13 protein-coding genes are annotated in these 13,694 nt (G+C 74.6%); 4 read left to right on the top strand and 9 right to left on the bottom strand.

Annotated elements, in window-relative coordinates; genetic code table 11:
• Complete coding sequence (locus ACFXGI_RS21175; RefSeq protein WP_384708725.1) at positions 1 to 1,323, bottom strand: NAD(P)/FAD-dependent oxidoreductase; 1,323 nt, start codon at positions 1,321 to 1,323, stop codon at positions 1 to 3.
• Between the two features lie 168 nt (positions 1,324 to 1,491).
• On the opposite strand from ACFXGI_RS21175, the gene ACFXGI_RS21170 reads away from it, so the two are divergent.
• From ACFXGI_RS21170 to ACFXGI_RS21160, 3 genes are read left to right on the top strand one after another with little or no spacing between them, the layout of a single operon-like run.
• Positions 1,492 to 2,787, top strand: a complete 1,296-nt coding sequence (locus ACFXGI_RS21170) for a ferric reductase-like transmembrane domain-containing protein (RefSeq protein WP_384708722.1) — start codon at positions 1,492 to 1,494, stop codon at positions 2,785 to 2,787.
• A 37-nt stretch (positions 2,788 to 2,824) separates the two neighbouring features.
• Positions 2,825 to 3,136, top strand: a complete 312-nt coding sequence (locus ACFXGI_RS21165; RefSeq protein ID WP_384708719.1) for a hypothetical protein — start codon at positions 2,825 to 2,827, stop codon at positions 3,134 to 3,136.
• A gap of 37 nt (positions 3,137 to 3,173) precedes the next feature.
• Positions 3,174 to 3,950 carry a sulfite exporter TauE/SafE family protein gene (locus ACFXGI_RS21160; RefSeq protein WP_384708716.1) on the top strand — a complete coding sequence of 259 codons (777 nt, stop codon included), beginning with the start codon at positions 3,174 to 3,176 and terminating at the stop codon, positions 3,948 to 3,950.
• Here ACFXGI_RS21160 and ACFXGI_RS21155 read toward each other — a convergent pair.
• The 4 genes from ACFXGI_RS21155 to ACFXGI_RS21140 all read right to left on the bottom strand — a co-directional run bounded on the left by ACFXGI_RS21155 (position 3,922) and on the right by ACFXGI_RS21140 (position 7,464).
• Positions 3,922 to 4,602, bottom strand: coding sequence for a class F sortase (locus ACFXGI_RS21155; RefSeq protein WP_384708713.1), 681 nt, complete (start codon positions 4,600 to 4,602; stop codon positions 3,922 to 3,924). The two genes, ACFXGI_RS21160 and ACFXGI_RS21155, sit on opposite strands and share 29 nt — an antisense overlap.
• Positions 4,603 to 4,750: 148 nt before the next feature.
• Positions 4,751 to 5,293, bottom strand: coding sequence for a hypothetical protein (locus ACFXGI_RS21150; RefSeq protein WP_384708710.1), 543 nt, complete (start codon positions 5,291 to 5,293; stop codon positions 4,751 to 4,753).
• Between the two features lie 195 nt (positions 5,294 to 5,488).
• A complete protein-coding gene (locus tag ACFXGI_RS21145) occupies positions 5,489 to 6,763 on the bottom strand; it encodes an ATP-binding protein (protein ID WP_384708707.1) in 1,275 nt (424 codons plus the stop codon).
• Positions 6,760 to 7,464 (bottom strand): hypothetical protein, encoded by a 705-nt coding sequence (locus tag ACFXGI_RS21140; protein WP_384708704.1) that lies wholly within the window; start codon positions 7,462 to 7,464, stop codon positions 6,760 to 6,762. Before ACFXGI_RS21140 ends, ACFXGI_RS21145 begins: the two co-directional genes overlap by 4 nt.
• 235 nt (positions 7,465 to 7,699) lie before the next feature.
• On the opposite strand from ACFXGI_RS21140, the gene ACFXGI_RS21135 reads away from it, so the two are divergent.
• Complete coding sequence (locus ACFXGI_RS21135) at positions 7,700 to 8,149, top strand: gamma-glutamylcyclotransferase family protein (RefSeq protein WP_384708821.1); 450 nt, start codon at positions 7,700 to 7,702, stop codon at positions 8,147 to 8,149.
• A 30-nt stretch (positions 8,150 to 8,179) separates the two neighbouring features.
• On the opposite strand, the gene dnaG is transcribed toward ACFXGI_RS21135, so the two are convergent.
• The 4 genes from dnaG to ACFXGI_RS21115 form a co-directional block, all read right to left on the bottom strand.
• Positions 8,180 to 10,099 (bottom strand): DNA primase, encoded by a 1,920-nt coding sequence (gene dnaG, locus ACFXGI_RS21130; RefSeq protein WP_384708701.1) that lies wholly within the window; start codon positions 10,097 to 10,099, stop codon positions 8,180 to 8,182.
• Between the two features lie 54 nt (positions 10,100 to 10,153).
• Entirely contained in the window at positions 10,154 to 11,419 is a 1,266-nt protein-coding gene (locus tag ACFXGI_RS21125) for an NAD(P)/FAD-dependent oxidoreductase (protein ID WP_384708698.1), read from the bottom strand.
• Between the two features lie 93 nt (positions 11,420 to 11,512).
• The gene (locus tag ACFXGI_RS21120; RefSeq protein ID WP_384708695.1) at positions 11,513 to 12,853 is read right to left on the bottom strand and encodes a deoxyguanosinetriphosphate triphosphohydrolase; all 1,341 of its coding nucleotides are present in this window, start codon (positions 12,851 to 12,853) and stop codon (positions 11,513 to 11,515) included.
• Between the two features lie 74 nt (positions 12,854 to 12,927).
• Positions 12,928 to 13,665, bottom strand: coding sequence for a sirohydrochlorin chelatase (locus tag ACFXGI_RS21115; RefSeq protein WP_384708692.1), 738 nt, complete (start codon positions 13,663 to 13,665; stop codon positions 12,928 to 12,930).
• Positions 13,666 to 13,694: the final 29 nt, after the last annotated feature.

Here is a 13,694-nt window from a genome sequence, read left to right as displayed (position 1 = left end):
TCAGGAGCCTCCGTCGTCGGTGAGCAGGTGGAACAGGTCGGTCAGGGACTCGGCGTCCTCCCAGCTGCGGGCGAGGGCGCCCACGGTGGAGAGTTCGCCGAGGAGGACCCCGCCGACGAGGCGGTCGCCGCGGACGACGACCTTCCGGTAGGTCCGGCGGGTGGCGTCGGCGAGGCGTACCACGTCGTCACCGGGGAGCGGGGTGGTCTCGCCGAAGGCGGCGAGGTCGAGCGGGCCGGGGCCGCCGGGAGCGGTGGCGGTGCCCGCGGCCGTGCTGAGGGTGAGGCGGGTGAGGGCGCGGGTTCCGGTGTATCCGGGGGCGGTCCCGCCGGTGGTGGCGCCCAGCTGCTCCGCCAGGGCGTCGGCCTGTTCCAGCGCGGGGCCCGCGAGGCCGTACACCCGGCCGGCGTGCTCGGCGCAGTCGCCGATGGCGTGGATACGGGGGTCGCTGGTCCGCAGCCGGTCGTCCACCACGATCCCGGTGCGCACGTCGAGCCCGGCGGCGAGCGCGAGCCCCGTCCGGGGCCGCACGCCGCAGGCCAGTACGACGACATCGGCGTCGAGCCGGTATCCGTCGGCGAACTCGACTCCGGTGACGCGCCGGCCGCCCGCTCCCGGCCGGGAGCGGTCGCTCCCGGCCGGGCGGGGGGCCGTCGTCAGGCCGCGGACCCGGCATTGGGTGTGGATCTCGATGCCGAGGGTGGTCAGGTGGTTGTGCAGCAGCGCCGAGGCGTCGGTGTCCAGCTGGCGCTCCATCAGCCGCTCGCCCTGCTGGGCCAGGACCACCTGGGCGCCGCGCTCGGCCAGGGCGCGGGCCGCCGAGACGCCGAGGAGGCCGCCGCCGATCACCACGGCGCGCACGCCGGACCCCGCGGCCACCGCGGCCGTCAGGGCGAGGCAGTCGTCCATGGTGCGGAACGCGTGCACCCCGTCGGGGAGTTCCCGCCCCGCCGGCTCGAACAGCCCGCGCAGTGGCGGGAGGACCGCGTTCGAGCCCGTGGCGAGGACCAGCGCGTCGTACCGCTCGGTGCTGCCGTCGTCGCAGTGGACCGTCCGGTCGGCGCGGTCGACGCGGACCGCGCGGACGCCCCGCCGCAGCGCCGGGCCGGGGTCCGGGAGGGCGGTCACCTCCGGTGCGTACCGGCCCGCGAGGACCTCCGCCAGCAGGACCCGGTTGTACGGAACGTGCGACTCCTCGCCGAGGACCGTCACCTCCGCATGTGCGCCGTCCCGCCCGCCGTCCCGCGCGCCCAGCCGTGCGGCGAGCCGCAGGCCCGCGAGGCCGCCGCCTATCACCACCACACGCTGCTGTTCCGAGGTCATGGAACGAGCGTGCGTGTTCGCTGTTTCCCCGCCGCATCGCCGCTGTTACCCGGACGGAACGCGCACCTCAGCGCCCGGGTTAAGGGTCGGTGAGGCGTCCCTCAAGGGCGGCTTAAGGATGCGTTCGGGCAGGTCGGCGGGGATCGGACCGCCCTTAGCGTGATCCTCGTGCGAGATGCGGCGATGCGGGTCAAGGGCGGGATGCTCGGCGGTGCGGGGCTGGTGGCGCTGCTGTGGGCGGCCCAGGTGCGGCCCTCCGCGCGGCTCGACGCGCTGTTCGCGACCGCCGCGCACCTGACCGGCCTGCTCGCCGGGTACGGCGTGCTCGTACTGCTCTTCCTGATGGCCAGGGTGCCCGCCGTCGAGCACGGGGTCGGCGCCGACCGGCTCGCCCGCTGGCACGCGCGGGGCGGCCGGCACGTGCTGCTGCTCTGCCTCGGGCACGCCCTCTTCGCCCTGTGCGGATACGCGGTCCACGAGGGCGTCGACGTGGTCTCCGCCGTCCGGGACCTGTTCGGCTACCCGGCGGTGGCCGCCGCCTTCGCCGGGACGGCCCTGCTGGCCGCCGTCGGGGTGAGCTCCGCCCGGGCCGTACGCCGCCGGGTCAGTCACGAAACCTGGCGCGGGGTGCACCTCCTCGTCTATCTCGCGGCCTCCCTGGCCTTCGGCCACCAGCTCGCCGGGCCCGATCTCGCCCTGACCGGCTGGTTCTGGGCCCTCGCCCACGCAGGCGTCGCCGTCCTGCTGGTCTGGTACCGGGCCGTGGTCCCCGTACGGCAGGCCCTGAGGCACGCGCTGCGGGTCGCCGAGGTGCCGGTCGAGGGGCCCGGGGTGGTCTCCGTCGTCGTGTACGGGCAGCACCTGGCGGAACTGCGCGCGGAGCCGGGCCAGTTCCTGCGCTGGCGGTTCCTGCAGCGCCGCCTGTGGCACACCGCCCTGCCGTTCTCGCTGTCCGCTCCGGTCCAGGGCCAGGCCCTGCGGATCACCGTGAAGGCGCTCGGCGGGCACTCCCGCCGGATCCGCCGGCTGCGCCCCGGGACCAGGGTCATCGCCACCGGGCCGTTCGGGGCGCTCACCGCCGCCCGGCGGACCCGGCCCAAGGTGCTGCTGATCGCGGGCGGGGTCGGCATCACGCCGATGCGGACGCTGTTCGAGACGCTGCCCGGCGGGCCGGGGGAGATCACCCTGCTCTACCGGGCCGGGGCCGCGGAGCACCTGGTGCTGCGCTCGGAGCTGGAGGCCATCGCCGCCGAACGGCAGGCCGGGCTGCACTACCTGCTCGGGTCCTCCGACGCCGCCTACGATCCGCTGGCCCCGCAGGCGCTGCTCGCGCTGGTGCCGGACCTGACCGAGCACGACGTCTACCTGTGCGGGCCGCCGGGGATGGCCGAGGCGACGCAGAACGCGCTGCTGAGGGCCGGGGTGCCGGCCGGGCGCATCCATTCCGAGTGCTTCAGCTTCTGACCCCGACCCGCACGTGATTCCGAGAGGCCGCCGCGCCATGCGCCATCCGCTGCACGTCCCCCTGTCCGTACCGGTCGGGGGTGCCACCTCCGCGCCCATTCCCGCGCCCGTGCCCGCGTCCGTACCCGCTGCCCGGCACCGTAAGCCGCGGCGGCACTCCGCCCTGCGGGCGGGCGCGGCCGCGCTGGCCGCCGTACCGCCCGCGCGGCGGCTCGCGGCCGGGCTCGGGCTGGCCAGTGTGCTGGCCGCGACGGTGCTGACGGCGACCGTGAATCCGGCCGCGCCGGTGGCCCCGGACCGGGTGCCGGCCCGGCAAAGCTCAACCTTTGCGCAAGTTTCCGGCGATTGATGGTCGCTGCACCCATTGGCTCCATAGGGTCGTGGCCGTGCCTGACATATCAACGACCATGATCATCGTGCTGTGCGTGGCCGCCGCCGCGGCCGGCTGGATCGACGCGGTGGTGGGCGGCGGCGGACTGCTGCTCCTGCCCGCCCTGCTCCTCGGCCTGCCGAACGCGCACCCCGCCGCGGTGCTCGGCACCAACAAGGCCGTGGCCATCGTCGGCACCGCGGGCGCTGCGGTGACGTACGCGCGCAAGGCGCCGGTGGACGTGAAGCTCGCCGTCCGGATCGGCATCGCCGCGCTCGCCGGATCCATGGGCGGCGCCGCGCTGGCGGGCGGGATCAGCAAGGACACCATGCGACCGCTCATCATGGGCGTGCTCGTGGTCGTCGCGGGCATCGTGATCTTCAAGCCCGGTTTCGGCGCCGCCCCCTCGACCGCGCCCGTCAGCCGTCAGCGGGTGCTGCTCGCCATCGGGCTCGCCGGCCTCGGCATCGGCTTCTACGACGGGCTCATCGGGCCCGGTACCGGCACCTTCCTGGTGCTCGCCCTGACCGCGCTGCTCCACCTCGACCTGGTCACCGCCTCCGCGACCGCCAAGATCGTCAACTGCTGCACGAACGCCGGGGCGCTCGCGATGTTCGCCTACCAGGGCATGGTGCTGTGGCAGCTGGCCGCGCTGATGGCGGTGTTCAACCTGGCCGGAGGCATGGTCGGTGCGCGGATGGCGCTGAAGAAGGGCAGCGGGTTCGTACGCGGCGTGCTGCTGACGGTGGTCGCGGCGCTGGTGGTCAAGCTCGGCCTGGAGCAGTGGGGCTGATGAGGGACCACCCGGCCTTGTCGCCGGACACCTGGTAGGTGCCGGTGAGGTGGGCGAAGACGACCACGTTGCCCTGGTAGCCGGTTCGCGGCGAGAAGCCCCCGCCGCAGGTGATCACGCGGAGCTCCGCGCGCGGCGAGGGCCCGTACACGCGGGAGTCGGGGAAGTGGTCGGCCCCGTACACCTGGACCGCGTGGACGGTGAACACGGCCGTACGTCCGTCCGCGCGCGGCACCTCGATCGCGGCTCCGCGGTGCAGCGCGCCCAGGCGGTAGAAGACCGCCGGGCCCGTGGCGTGGTCGACGTGGCCGACGACGACGGCGGTGCCGACCGCGCCCGGGGTGGTGCCGTCCCGGTACCAGCCCGCCAGATCGCGGCGGGCGGGCGGCGGCACCTCGATGCTGCCGTCGGGGCCGAGCCCCAGCCCGGTCAGCGGGGCGTCCACCCGGATGGACGGGATCCGGATCCGGGTGGGCGGGGAGCCCGGGAGCGGGTCGATGCTGCCCGGATAGAGGGTCTGCGTGCCGAGCCCGTCGGCGGGGGAGGGCAGCGGGGGGCCGGTCGACCGGCCGGAGCCGCTGCAGACGAGCCAGACGCCGACGCAGGCGGCGAGCGCGACGAGCCCGCCGCGGCCGGCCTGACCTCTGCCCATGGGTGCCCCCTGGCGGTGTGATCCGGGTCCGTGCTCCGTGCTCCGTACGGCAGGCCGTCGCCCGGCCCCGCGAACGGGGGGACCTCGCGGGGCGGGCGACGGGGGACGGTACCGGTCGGACCGCGGCCGCAGCCGCGGTGGGCGCCCGTCAGCTCCGCGTGCCGCTCGCCCGGCGACGCAGGAACCAGGTACCGCCGACGGCGGCCGCGGCCAGCACGACCGCTCCCGCCGTGATCTTGGTGGGGTCGACGGTGGTGGTCGTCGCACCACCCACCCCGGTGTGGACGTGGCCCTTGGGGCCGCGTTCGGTGACGACCAGGTCGCCGGTGGCGAACTTTCCGTCGGCGCAGGTCGCGCCGATGTTGTAGGTGCCCGGGCGAATTCCGCGGGCGATCTGGAACTGCCCGGCGACCACCTCTTTGTGGGTACCGGGGACCAGTTTGAAACGGCCGCCGCCGACCGTGGTGGCATCGCCGTCGGCGTGGCTGCCCGTGCCGCAGGCGGTGGTGTTCACGGTCACGCTGGCCCCGGGAGTGGCGGTTTTCGGCCAAACTTCGAGCTTCGCGAAATCGCCGGGTGCGAAGCCCGCCGTGCCGAGCTCCGCGGCGGCGACCGCCCCGGCGACCGGGCCCGTGAACGCGGCGGCGGTCAGCGCGGTGGCGGTGAGCACGTGGGCGGTGCGTCGGCGCATGAGGGCTCCTGGAGACACGGGGTCGTGTTCCCGAGGAAACCCGGCACGGCCGCGGCGCGCCTGCCGATATCCCGTCAGGTTGGCTTGGCCGACCACCGTTTCCTCAGGTCACGGCCCCACCTTCGGTCGTTCGGGCGCAGCACGCCGTCCGGGTGAGCCGGGATCCCGGCCCCGGGGCGGCAGGCCCGCCCCCGCTCACACCGACGGCAGTGTCACCGTCGCCGCCGCGCCCGCCGGATCCGGGTTCGACAGGGTCACCCGAGCCCCGATCACCTGGGCCTGGCCGCACGCGATCGTCAGGCCCAGCCCCGTCCCCTGCCCCCGCTCGGCCGCGCCCGTCAGGAACCGCTGCGGCCCCTCCCGCAACAGCTTCGCCGGGAAACCCGGACCGAAGTCCCGTACCGTCACCGCGTTCCCGCACACCGTCACAGTGACCGGCTCCCCGCCGTGCCGACGGGCGTTGACCAGCAGGTTCGTCAGGATCCGCTCCAGGCGCCGGGCATCCGTACGGACCACCGCCCCGTCGTCCGCGCCGACCACCTCCGCCGCCACCCCCGACCGCCGCGTGATCGTCGCGACCAGCGGACCCAGCGCGTGCGCCCCCAGCTGCGCCTCCTCCCGGCGCGCGTCCAGGCGAGCCACCTCCAGCAGGTCCTCGGTCAGCGTCCGCAGCGCCGCGACCCGGTCCCGGACCAGCTCCGTCGGCCGCCCCGCCGGCAGCAGCTCGGCCGCGGTGTGCAGCCCCGTCAGCGGCGTCCGCAGCTCGTGCGCCACGTCCGCCGTGAACCGCTGCTCCGCCTCCAGCCGCTGCTGGAGACTGGCCGCCATCGTGTCGACCGCCGAGGACAGCTCGGCGACCTCGTTCCGGGTCCCCGGCACGCCCGACGCCCCGATCCGCGCGTCCAGTTCGCCCTCGCTGATCCGGCGGGCCGTCTCCGCCGCCGTCCGCAGGTCCTTGCTCAGCCGGCTCGCCATCAGCGCGCCGCCGATCGCCGCGAGCGTCACGACCCCGGCCCCGGAAGCCACCAGCTGCTGGTCCAGCTCCACCAGTTCGGCCCGCTCCCCGGTCAGCGAACGCCGTACGGACAGCACGTGGTCCCCGCCGACCGGGCGCGCTGCCCACACCGCCGGATCCGGCCCGGACAGGTCGAGGTAGGTGGTGCGCTGTCCCGCGAGGGCGGCCCGGCGCAGCGGCCCCGGCAGCCCCGGGCAGTCGATCCACGCCTCGGCCTCGCCGACCTTGTCCTCGTCCAGCCGCCCCGTGAGCTCGTACACCTGGCTCACCCGGACGAGCTGTGCGAGGGCGCTCTCCCGGGCCGCGTCGCCCACCTGTCGGGCCCGTGCCTCGTGGATCAGCACGCCGATCGTCACAGCGACCAGCGAGCAGCCGGCCGCGAGCAGGATCGAGATCTTCCAGCGCAGGCCGAGGGCCCGCAGGAGGTGGCGGCAGCGGATCAGGAGGGGCTTCACTCGCACACCTGGCCGTACCTGTCGGTGCGCCTCGGCTGCGGGTTCCGGTCGCTCTCGCAGCCCGGCAGGGACTTGCTGTAGCGCCGCTCGTCGCTGACGACCCGCATCCGCTCACCGTCCCAGTGATAGCGGACGGCCTGCTCGGAGCCGTCGTCGGCGGCGGTGCGCAGCAGCAGGTCGCCGCCGATGGTCTCGACGGCGAGCCGGCGGCCGACGGTGAAGAGGATGGGGACGATCCGGGTTCCTTCCGCGGTGTACACGGTCAGCGCGGTGCGCCCCGTCTCCGCGTCGGCGGCGACGATCAGCTCCTGGCTTCCGTCGCCCGTGAGGTCGCGGAAGACGGGCGGGCGCATGCCGACCTTGCCGGGCGCGTCGATCCAGCCCTTCGCCGCGAAGGCCTTCATCTGCTTGTCGGCGCGTACCACGTCCTGCACGTTCACCGCCGGCAGCCCGCCGGGCCCCACCTCGGGCGCGTTCTTCAGCGGTTGCGGCGGTGGCTCCCGGGTGCCGACCGGTTTTCCGGGCCCGGAGACGGAGTGGTCGGTCCACTGCGGCCAGAGCGACTCGGGACGCGGCTGGGCCGACACGGGCGGTGCGGGCTCGCCGGCTCCCAGCCCTCCGGGTGCGGAGCAACCACCGACGGCGAGCGCGCAGACGGCGGTGCACACGAGGGCGGCGAGGGGGCGGGCGGGTCGCTTCATGAGGAGCCAAAAGGGTTCTGAGGCAGGACGATCCGACGGTAGACGGCGACGATCACGGGCACCGGGAGGTTGTGTAACAGCGGTGCGTACGGTGGAGGGGCGCAGGCAGAATCGGGACCAAAGTCCCGGACCGCGCTGTCCGCCGTACTCGAGGGAGGGCCCCGTGACATCAGCCGATCGGCCGCAGCAGCCGGCACAGGGCGGCGTGGGGCACCCGGTCCGGGTCGCCGCCGAGGTGGAGGCCGGACGCCGAGGTGAAGGCCGGACGAGCGGCGAGCTCCCCTTCTTCGTGTACGGGACCCTGCGCCCGGGAGAGGTCAACCACGACCTGTTCCTGCGGGGCCGCACGGCCGCCGAGGAGCCCGCCCGGCTCCCGGACGCCCTCCTGTACGACGGCCCCGGCTACCCGTACGCCGTCCGGCACCCGGGGTCGGAGATCGTCGGCGAGCTGGTCACCGCGGCGCCCGGCGCGTACGGGAGGCTGCTGGCCGAACTGGACCGGCTGGAGGAGTACCACGGCCCCGACCGCCCGCTGAACGTCTACGACCGGGTGTGCCGCAACGCGGTCCGCCCGGACGGCACCCGGACCGCCGCCTGGGTCTACCTGGCGGCCCCGCTGCTGGCCCGCCGGCTGCGCGAGTCCGGCACCGAGATACCGGGCGGCGACTGGTTCAGACGGAGGTAGGCCGGCTCCCGCGGATCCTGCCCCGCGGTGTCACAGGCCCTCGGCGCCGCGGTTGCGCAGGCGCTGCCCGTACTGCTGGAGGACCCAGAGCTCCTCCTGGACCGCCGCCAGCTGCTCGGGCGGGGCCTGGGTGCCCAGGCGCGACATCGTGCCCTGGATCTCGTGGACCCGGCGGTCGACCGCGCGCAGCCGGACCTGGACCAGCTGGACCCCGGCGTAGACCTCGTCCACCGTCTTGGCGTGGATGGCCTCCACCGCCAGCTCGGTGACCAGCGCGCGGACCGTGTCGTTCGGCGCGGCGTCGCGGACCCGGGCCAGGTAGTCGTCGGTGCCCAGGGAGGCGCCGCCCGCGGCCTGGATGGCCTCGCGGACCGCCGCGTACGGCGGGGCGGTGAACTCGTCGCCCCCGTACGCGTCGAAGGCCGGGGAGACCAGGGCCGGCCGCTGGAGCGCCAGCTTGAGCAGCTCGCGCTCGGTGCGGTGCGCGGGGCTGCGCAGGTTCAGCGCCGGTCCGCCGCCCATGGGAGCGGTTGCCGCCGGGGCCGCCTCGTACGAGGAGGCCTGCGACGGCCGGCCGCGGCCCTGCTGCTGCCCGCCGGGCTGGTTGCCCCGCTCCCGCGCCCAGCGCGCCAGCTGCGCGACCCGCTTGACGACGAACTGCTCGTCGCGGATGCCGAGCATCCCCGCCAGCTGCACCGCCGACTCGTGCTGGATCGCGATGTTCTTGATGTTGGCGACGACCGGGGCCGCCTCGTCCAGGGCGGCAGCGCGGCCCGCCGGGTTCTCCAGGTTGTGCCGGGCCACGATGTGCCGCAGCGCGAACTCGAACAGCGGGGTACGGGCCTCGACCAGCCCGGACACCGCCGCGTCACCCTGCGCCAGGCGCAGGTCGCAGGGGTCCATGCCGCCGGGGGCGATGGTGATGGAGGTTTCGGCGGCGAACTTCTGGTCGTCCTCGAAGGCGCGGAGCGCGGCTTTCTGGCCGGCCGCGTCCCCGTCGAAGGTGAAGATCACCTCGGCGGTCGCGTTGTCCATCAGCAGCCGGCGCAGGATCTTGATGTGGTCCCCGCCGAAGGCGGTGCCACAGGTTGCGATCGCGGTCGTGACCCCCGCCATGTGGCAGGCCATCACGTCCGTGTAGCCCTCGACCACCACGGCCCGCGAGGTCTTCGCGATCTCCTTCTTCGCCAGGTCGATGCCGTACAGGACCTGGGACTTCTTGTAGATCGCCGTCTCGGGGGTGTTCAGGTACTTCGGCCCGTTGTCGTCGTCGCGCAGCTTGCGCGCGCCGAAACCGACGACCTCGCCGCTGATGTCGCGGATCGGCCACATCAGGCGGCCGCGGAAGCGGTCGATGGGCTTGCCGCTGCGGCTGTCCTGGGCCAGGCCGGAGGTGATCAGCTCCTTGTCGCTGAAGCCCTTGCCGCGCAGGAAGCGGGTCAGGTGGTCCCAGCCCGCCGGGCTGTACCCGACGCTGAAGTGCTCGGCGGCGGCCTGGTCGAAGCCGCGCTCCGCCAGGAACCTGCGGCCGATCTCCGCCTCGGCGCTGCCCAGCTGCTCCACGTAGAACTGGGCGGCCGCCTTGTGGGCCTCGACGAGCCGGATGCGCTCTCCGCGGCCGCTGGTGCCGGCGGTGTACCCGCCCTCCTCGTACCGGAGGGTGATGCCGGCCTGCCCGGCGAGGCGCTCGACGGCCTCCGAGAACGACAGGTGGTCGATCTTCATGATGAAGTCGAGGGTGTCCCCGCCCGCCTGGCAGCCGAAGCAGTGGTAGAGACCCTTGCTGGGGCTGACCTGGAAGGACGGGGACTTCTCGTCGTGGAAGGGGCAGAGGCCCTTGAGGTTGCCGCCACCCGCGTTGCGCAGCTGGAGGTAGTCGGAGACCACGGCGTCGATCGGGACCGCGTCCCGTACCGCCTTCACATCGTCGTCGTTGATCCGTCCTGCCACCCGTGAAGTCTACGGCCGGGCGCCCGCGATCCCGTCAGGCCCCCTGCGCACCCCCTACCCCTCCACCAGGGAGTCCAGCGGAACCGACGGGTCCGCGAGCGCCTCGCGGTCGACCGGCGCCTTCGACCGGATCAGGGCTTGGATGTGCTCGGTGACATCCCACACATTCACGTTCATCCCGGCCAGCACCCGCCCGTCCGACAGCCAGAACGCGATGAACTCCCGCTTGGCCACGTCGCCGCGGATCAGCACCTGGTCGTAGCCGCCCGCCGGGGCGTACCCCGAGTACTCCAGGCCCACGTCGTACTGGTCGGAGAAGAAGTACGGCACCCGGTCGTACGAGACCTCCTGGCCCAGCATCGCCCGCGCCGCGGCCGGGCCGCCGTTGAGCGCGTTCGCCCAGTGCTCCACCCGCAGCCGGGTCCCGAGCAGCGGGTGGTGCGCCGCGGCCACGTCCCCGACGGCGAACACGTTCGGATCGCTGGTCCGCAGCGAGGCGTCCACGGCGATGCCACCGCCGTGCTGCCGGTCGACCAGGGCCAGCCCGGAGATCTCGGCGAGCGCGGTGCGCGGAGCCGCCCCGATCGCCGAGAGCACGGCGTGCGCCGGGTGCTCCTCCCCGTCGTCGGTCCGGGCCGCGAGCACCATGCCGTCGTGCCCGATGATCTCGGTGAGCCGCGCGCCGAAGTGGAAACGGACCCCGTGCTCCGCGTGCAGGTCCCCGAACAGCCGGCCGATCTCCGGGCCGAGCACCGCGTGCAGCGGGGTCGCCAGCGGCTCGACCACGGTGACCTCGGCCCCGTACCCGCGGGCCGCGGCGGCGACCTCCAGGCCGATCCACCCCGCGCCCGCGATCAGCAGGTGGCCGTTGTCCCGGCCCAGGGTGGCCAGTACCCCCTTCAGCCGCTCGGCGTGGGCGAGCCGGCGCAGGTGGTGCACCCCGGCCAGCTCTGTGCCCGGGATGTCCAGGCGGCGCGGCTCGGCCCCGGTGGCCAGCAGCAGCTTGTCGTAGTGCAGCGCCGTGCCGTCACCGAGGACGACCTTGCGGGCCTCCCGGTCCAGCTGGACGGCGGGCTGGCCGAGGTGCAGCTCGATGTCGGCCTTCGCGTACCAGGACGGCTCGTGGACGAAGACGCTGTCGCGCTCCTCCTTGCCCTGGAGGTACCCCTTGGACAGCGGGGGCCGTTCGTAGGGATGGTCGCGCTCGTCGCCGACCAGGATCACCCGCCCCGTGAACCCCTCGGACCTCAGCGTCTCCGCCGCCTTGGCCCCGGCGAGCCCTGCGCCGACGATGACGAATGTCCGGTGTGCGTCGACCACCTGATGCCTCCTCATAACCTCTCCGCCACATGCGACCACATGCGAGCGTCCCGCACTGAGCCTGCCGCGTGAAGGGGGAATGGCCCGATCGGCTCACCCGACAGGGCGGCGCGTGCGCCGTGTGAGCCGGGCGTGAAGGGAGCGCGCGGAGGCGTCCGTGAGCGCCGCGATCTGGTCGATGACCGCGCGTTTGCGCGCCCTGTCGTCGGGCGCGGTGTCGAAGATCGCCCGGAACTGCGGGTCCAGGCCCTCGGGCGCCCGGGCGCTGAGGGCCTCGGCGAGTTCGGCCAGGACGATGCGCTGGTCGGCGCGCAGCCGTTCCTGCTCGTCGCGCTGCATCACGTACAGGTCGGCCACCGCCTTGAGGACCGCGCACTCGTTGCGCGCCTCGCGCGGGACGACCAGCTCGGCCGCGTACCGGGTCAGCCGTCCGGAGCCGTACGCCTCGCGGGTGGCGCCCTCGGCGGCCAGGCAGAACCGGCCGATCAGCTGGCTGGTGGCGTCCTTGAGGCGGGCCTGGGCGACGGCCGACCCGTCGTACCCGTGCGGCCACCACTCCTGTTCCATCAGCCGGTCCAGCGCCTCGCGCAGCTCCTCCGGCTCCGTGTCGGCCGGCACGTACCGGCCGATCGCGACCCGCCAGATGGCCGTGCGCTCGGGCTCGGCGAAGAGGAGGTTGGGGTCGAGGTGCCCGGCGTGCAGCCCGTCCTCGAAGTCGTGGACGGAGTACGCCACGTCGTCCGACCAGTCCATCACCTGGGCCTCGAAGCACTTGCGGTCCGCGGGCGCCCCGCGCCGCAGCCACTCGAAGACCGGCAGGTCGTCGTCGTACGCGCCGAACTTGACCGAGTCGGGATCGGTGGGGTGGCCGCCGCGGGCCCAGGGGTACTTGGTGGCGGCGTCCAGGCAGGCGCGGGTGAGGTTGAGGCCGACGCTCGCGAGCTCGCCGGTGGCCGGGTCGGGCACGAAGCGCTTCGGCTCCAGGCGGGTCAGCAGGCGCAGCGACTGGGCGTTGCCCTCGAAGCCGCCGCAGTCTTTGGCGAACTCGTTCAGCGCCTCCTCGCCGTTGTGCCCGAAGGGCGGATGGCCCATGTCGTGCGAGAGGCAGGCGGCCTCCACCAGGTCCGGATCGCAGCCGAGGGCCGCGCCCAGCTCGCGGCCGACCTGGGCGCACTCCAGGGAGTGCGTCAGACGGGTACGGGGGCTGGCGTCCCAGTCGTACGAGCGGCTGCCCGGGGTGACCACCTGGGTCTTGCCGGCGAGGCGGCGCAGCGCGGCGGAGTGCAGCACGCGGGCCCGGTCGCGCTGGAAGGCGGTCCGGCCGGGGCGTTTGTCGGGCTCGGCGGCCCAGCGCTCGGTGTCGGACGCGTCGTACGGGGCGCCAGGGGCGTCCGGGTCGGGGTGCGGGACGGGTGCGTTACCGGTGCGTTCCATGCCTTCCATGCTCAGACGGTAACCGGGAACACCGACAATGCGACCAATCTGAGCAATCCGCGTCAACGGGGCCTTTATGCGGTGGCCAGTTTCAGCGGGGCCGCGGTGGGCAGGGGGGCGAGCTCCCGGGCCAGGGCCTCGTCGTAGCGCTGGAGCACGAGACGGGCCAGGGCCGGGTGGTCGCCGAGGGGGGCGGCCGCCGGGCCGGGCGCGGCGGCGGCGCACTGCGCGGCGAAGCGGCCGGGGGCGATGAAGTACGAGGCCACCGCGATCCGGTGGTGGCCGCGGGCGGCGAGGGCGCGGACGGCGTCGGGGACGGTGGGGGCGGCGGCGGAGGCGTAGGCGGGTACGACGGGCGCGCCGCCGAGGCGTTCGGAGAGCAGGGCGGCGGTGCGGCGGGTGTCGGCCGCCGAGTCGGGGTCGCGGGAGCCCGCGGCGGCGAGGACGACGGCCGTGCTAGCGCCGGGCGCCCGGCCGGCCTCCAGGAGCCGCTCGTACAGGGCCTCGACGAGCAGGGGATGCGGGCCGAGCGGGGCGGCGACGCGGGTGTCCAGGTGAGCGGCGCGGGCGGCGGCCGCGGGGAGGTCCCGTTTGACGTGGTGGCCGCGGCCGAGGAGCAGGGGGACGAGCACGGCCGCTCCGGTGGTGGCGCGGAGGGTCTCGCCGAGCAGGGGCCGGTTCAGCTCGATGTGGCCGAGCCGGACGTCGAGGCGGGGGCGGAGCTCGCGGATCCGGTCGAGGAGGGCCGAGGCTGCGGGGAGGGCGCGGGGGTCGCGGCTGCCGTGGGCGACGGCGACGAGGGTGGGCTGCATGCGGGGGCTCCGTCGGACCGGCCCCCCGC

The sequence above is a fragment of the Streptomyces sp. NPDC059355 genome (assembly GCF_042752335.1).
Classification (GTDB): Bacteria; Actinomycetota; Actinomycetes; order Streptomycetales; family Streptomycetaceae; genus Streptomyces.
Note: the sequence above shows the minus strand (reverse complement) of the source record. Positions and strands in the feature narration are given on the sequence as shown.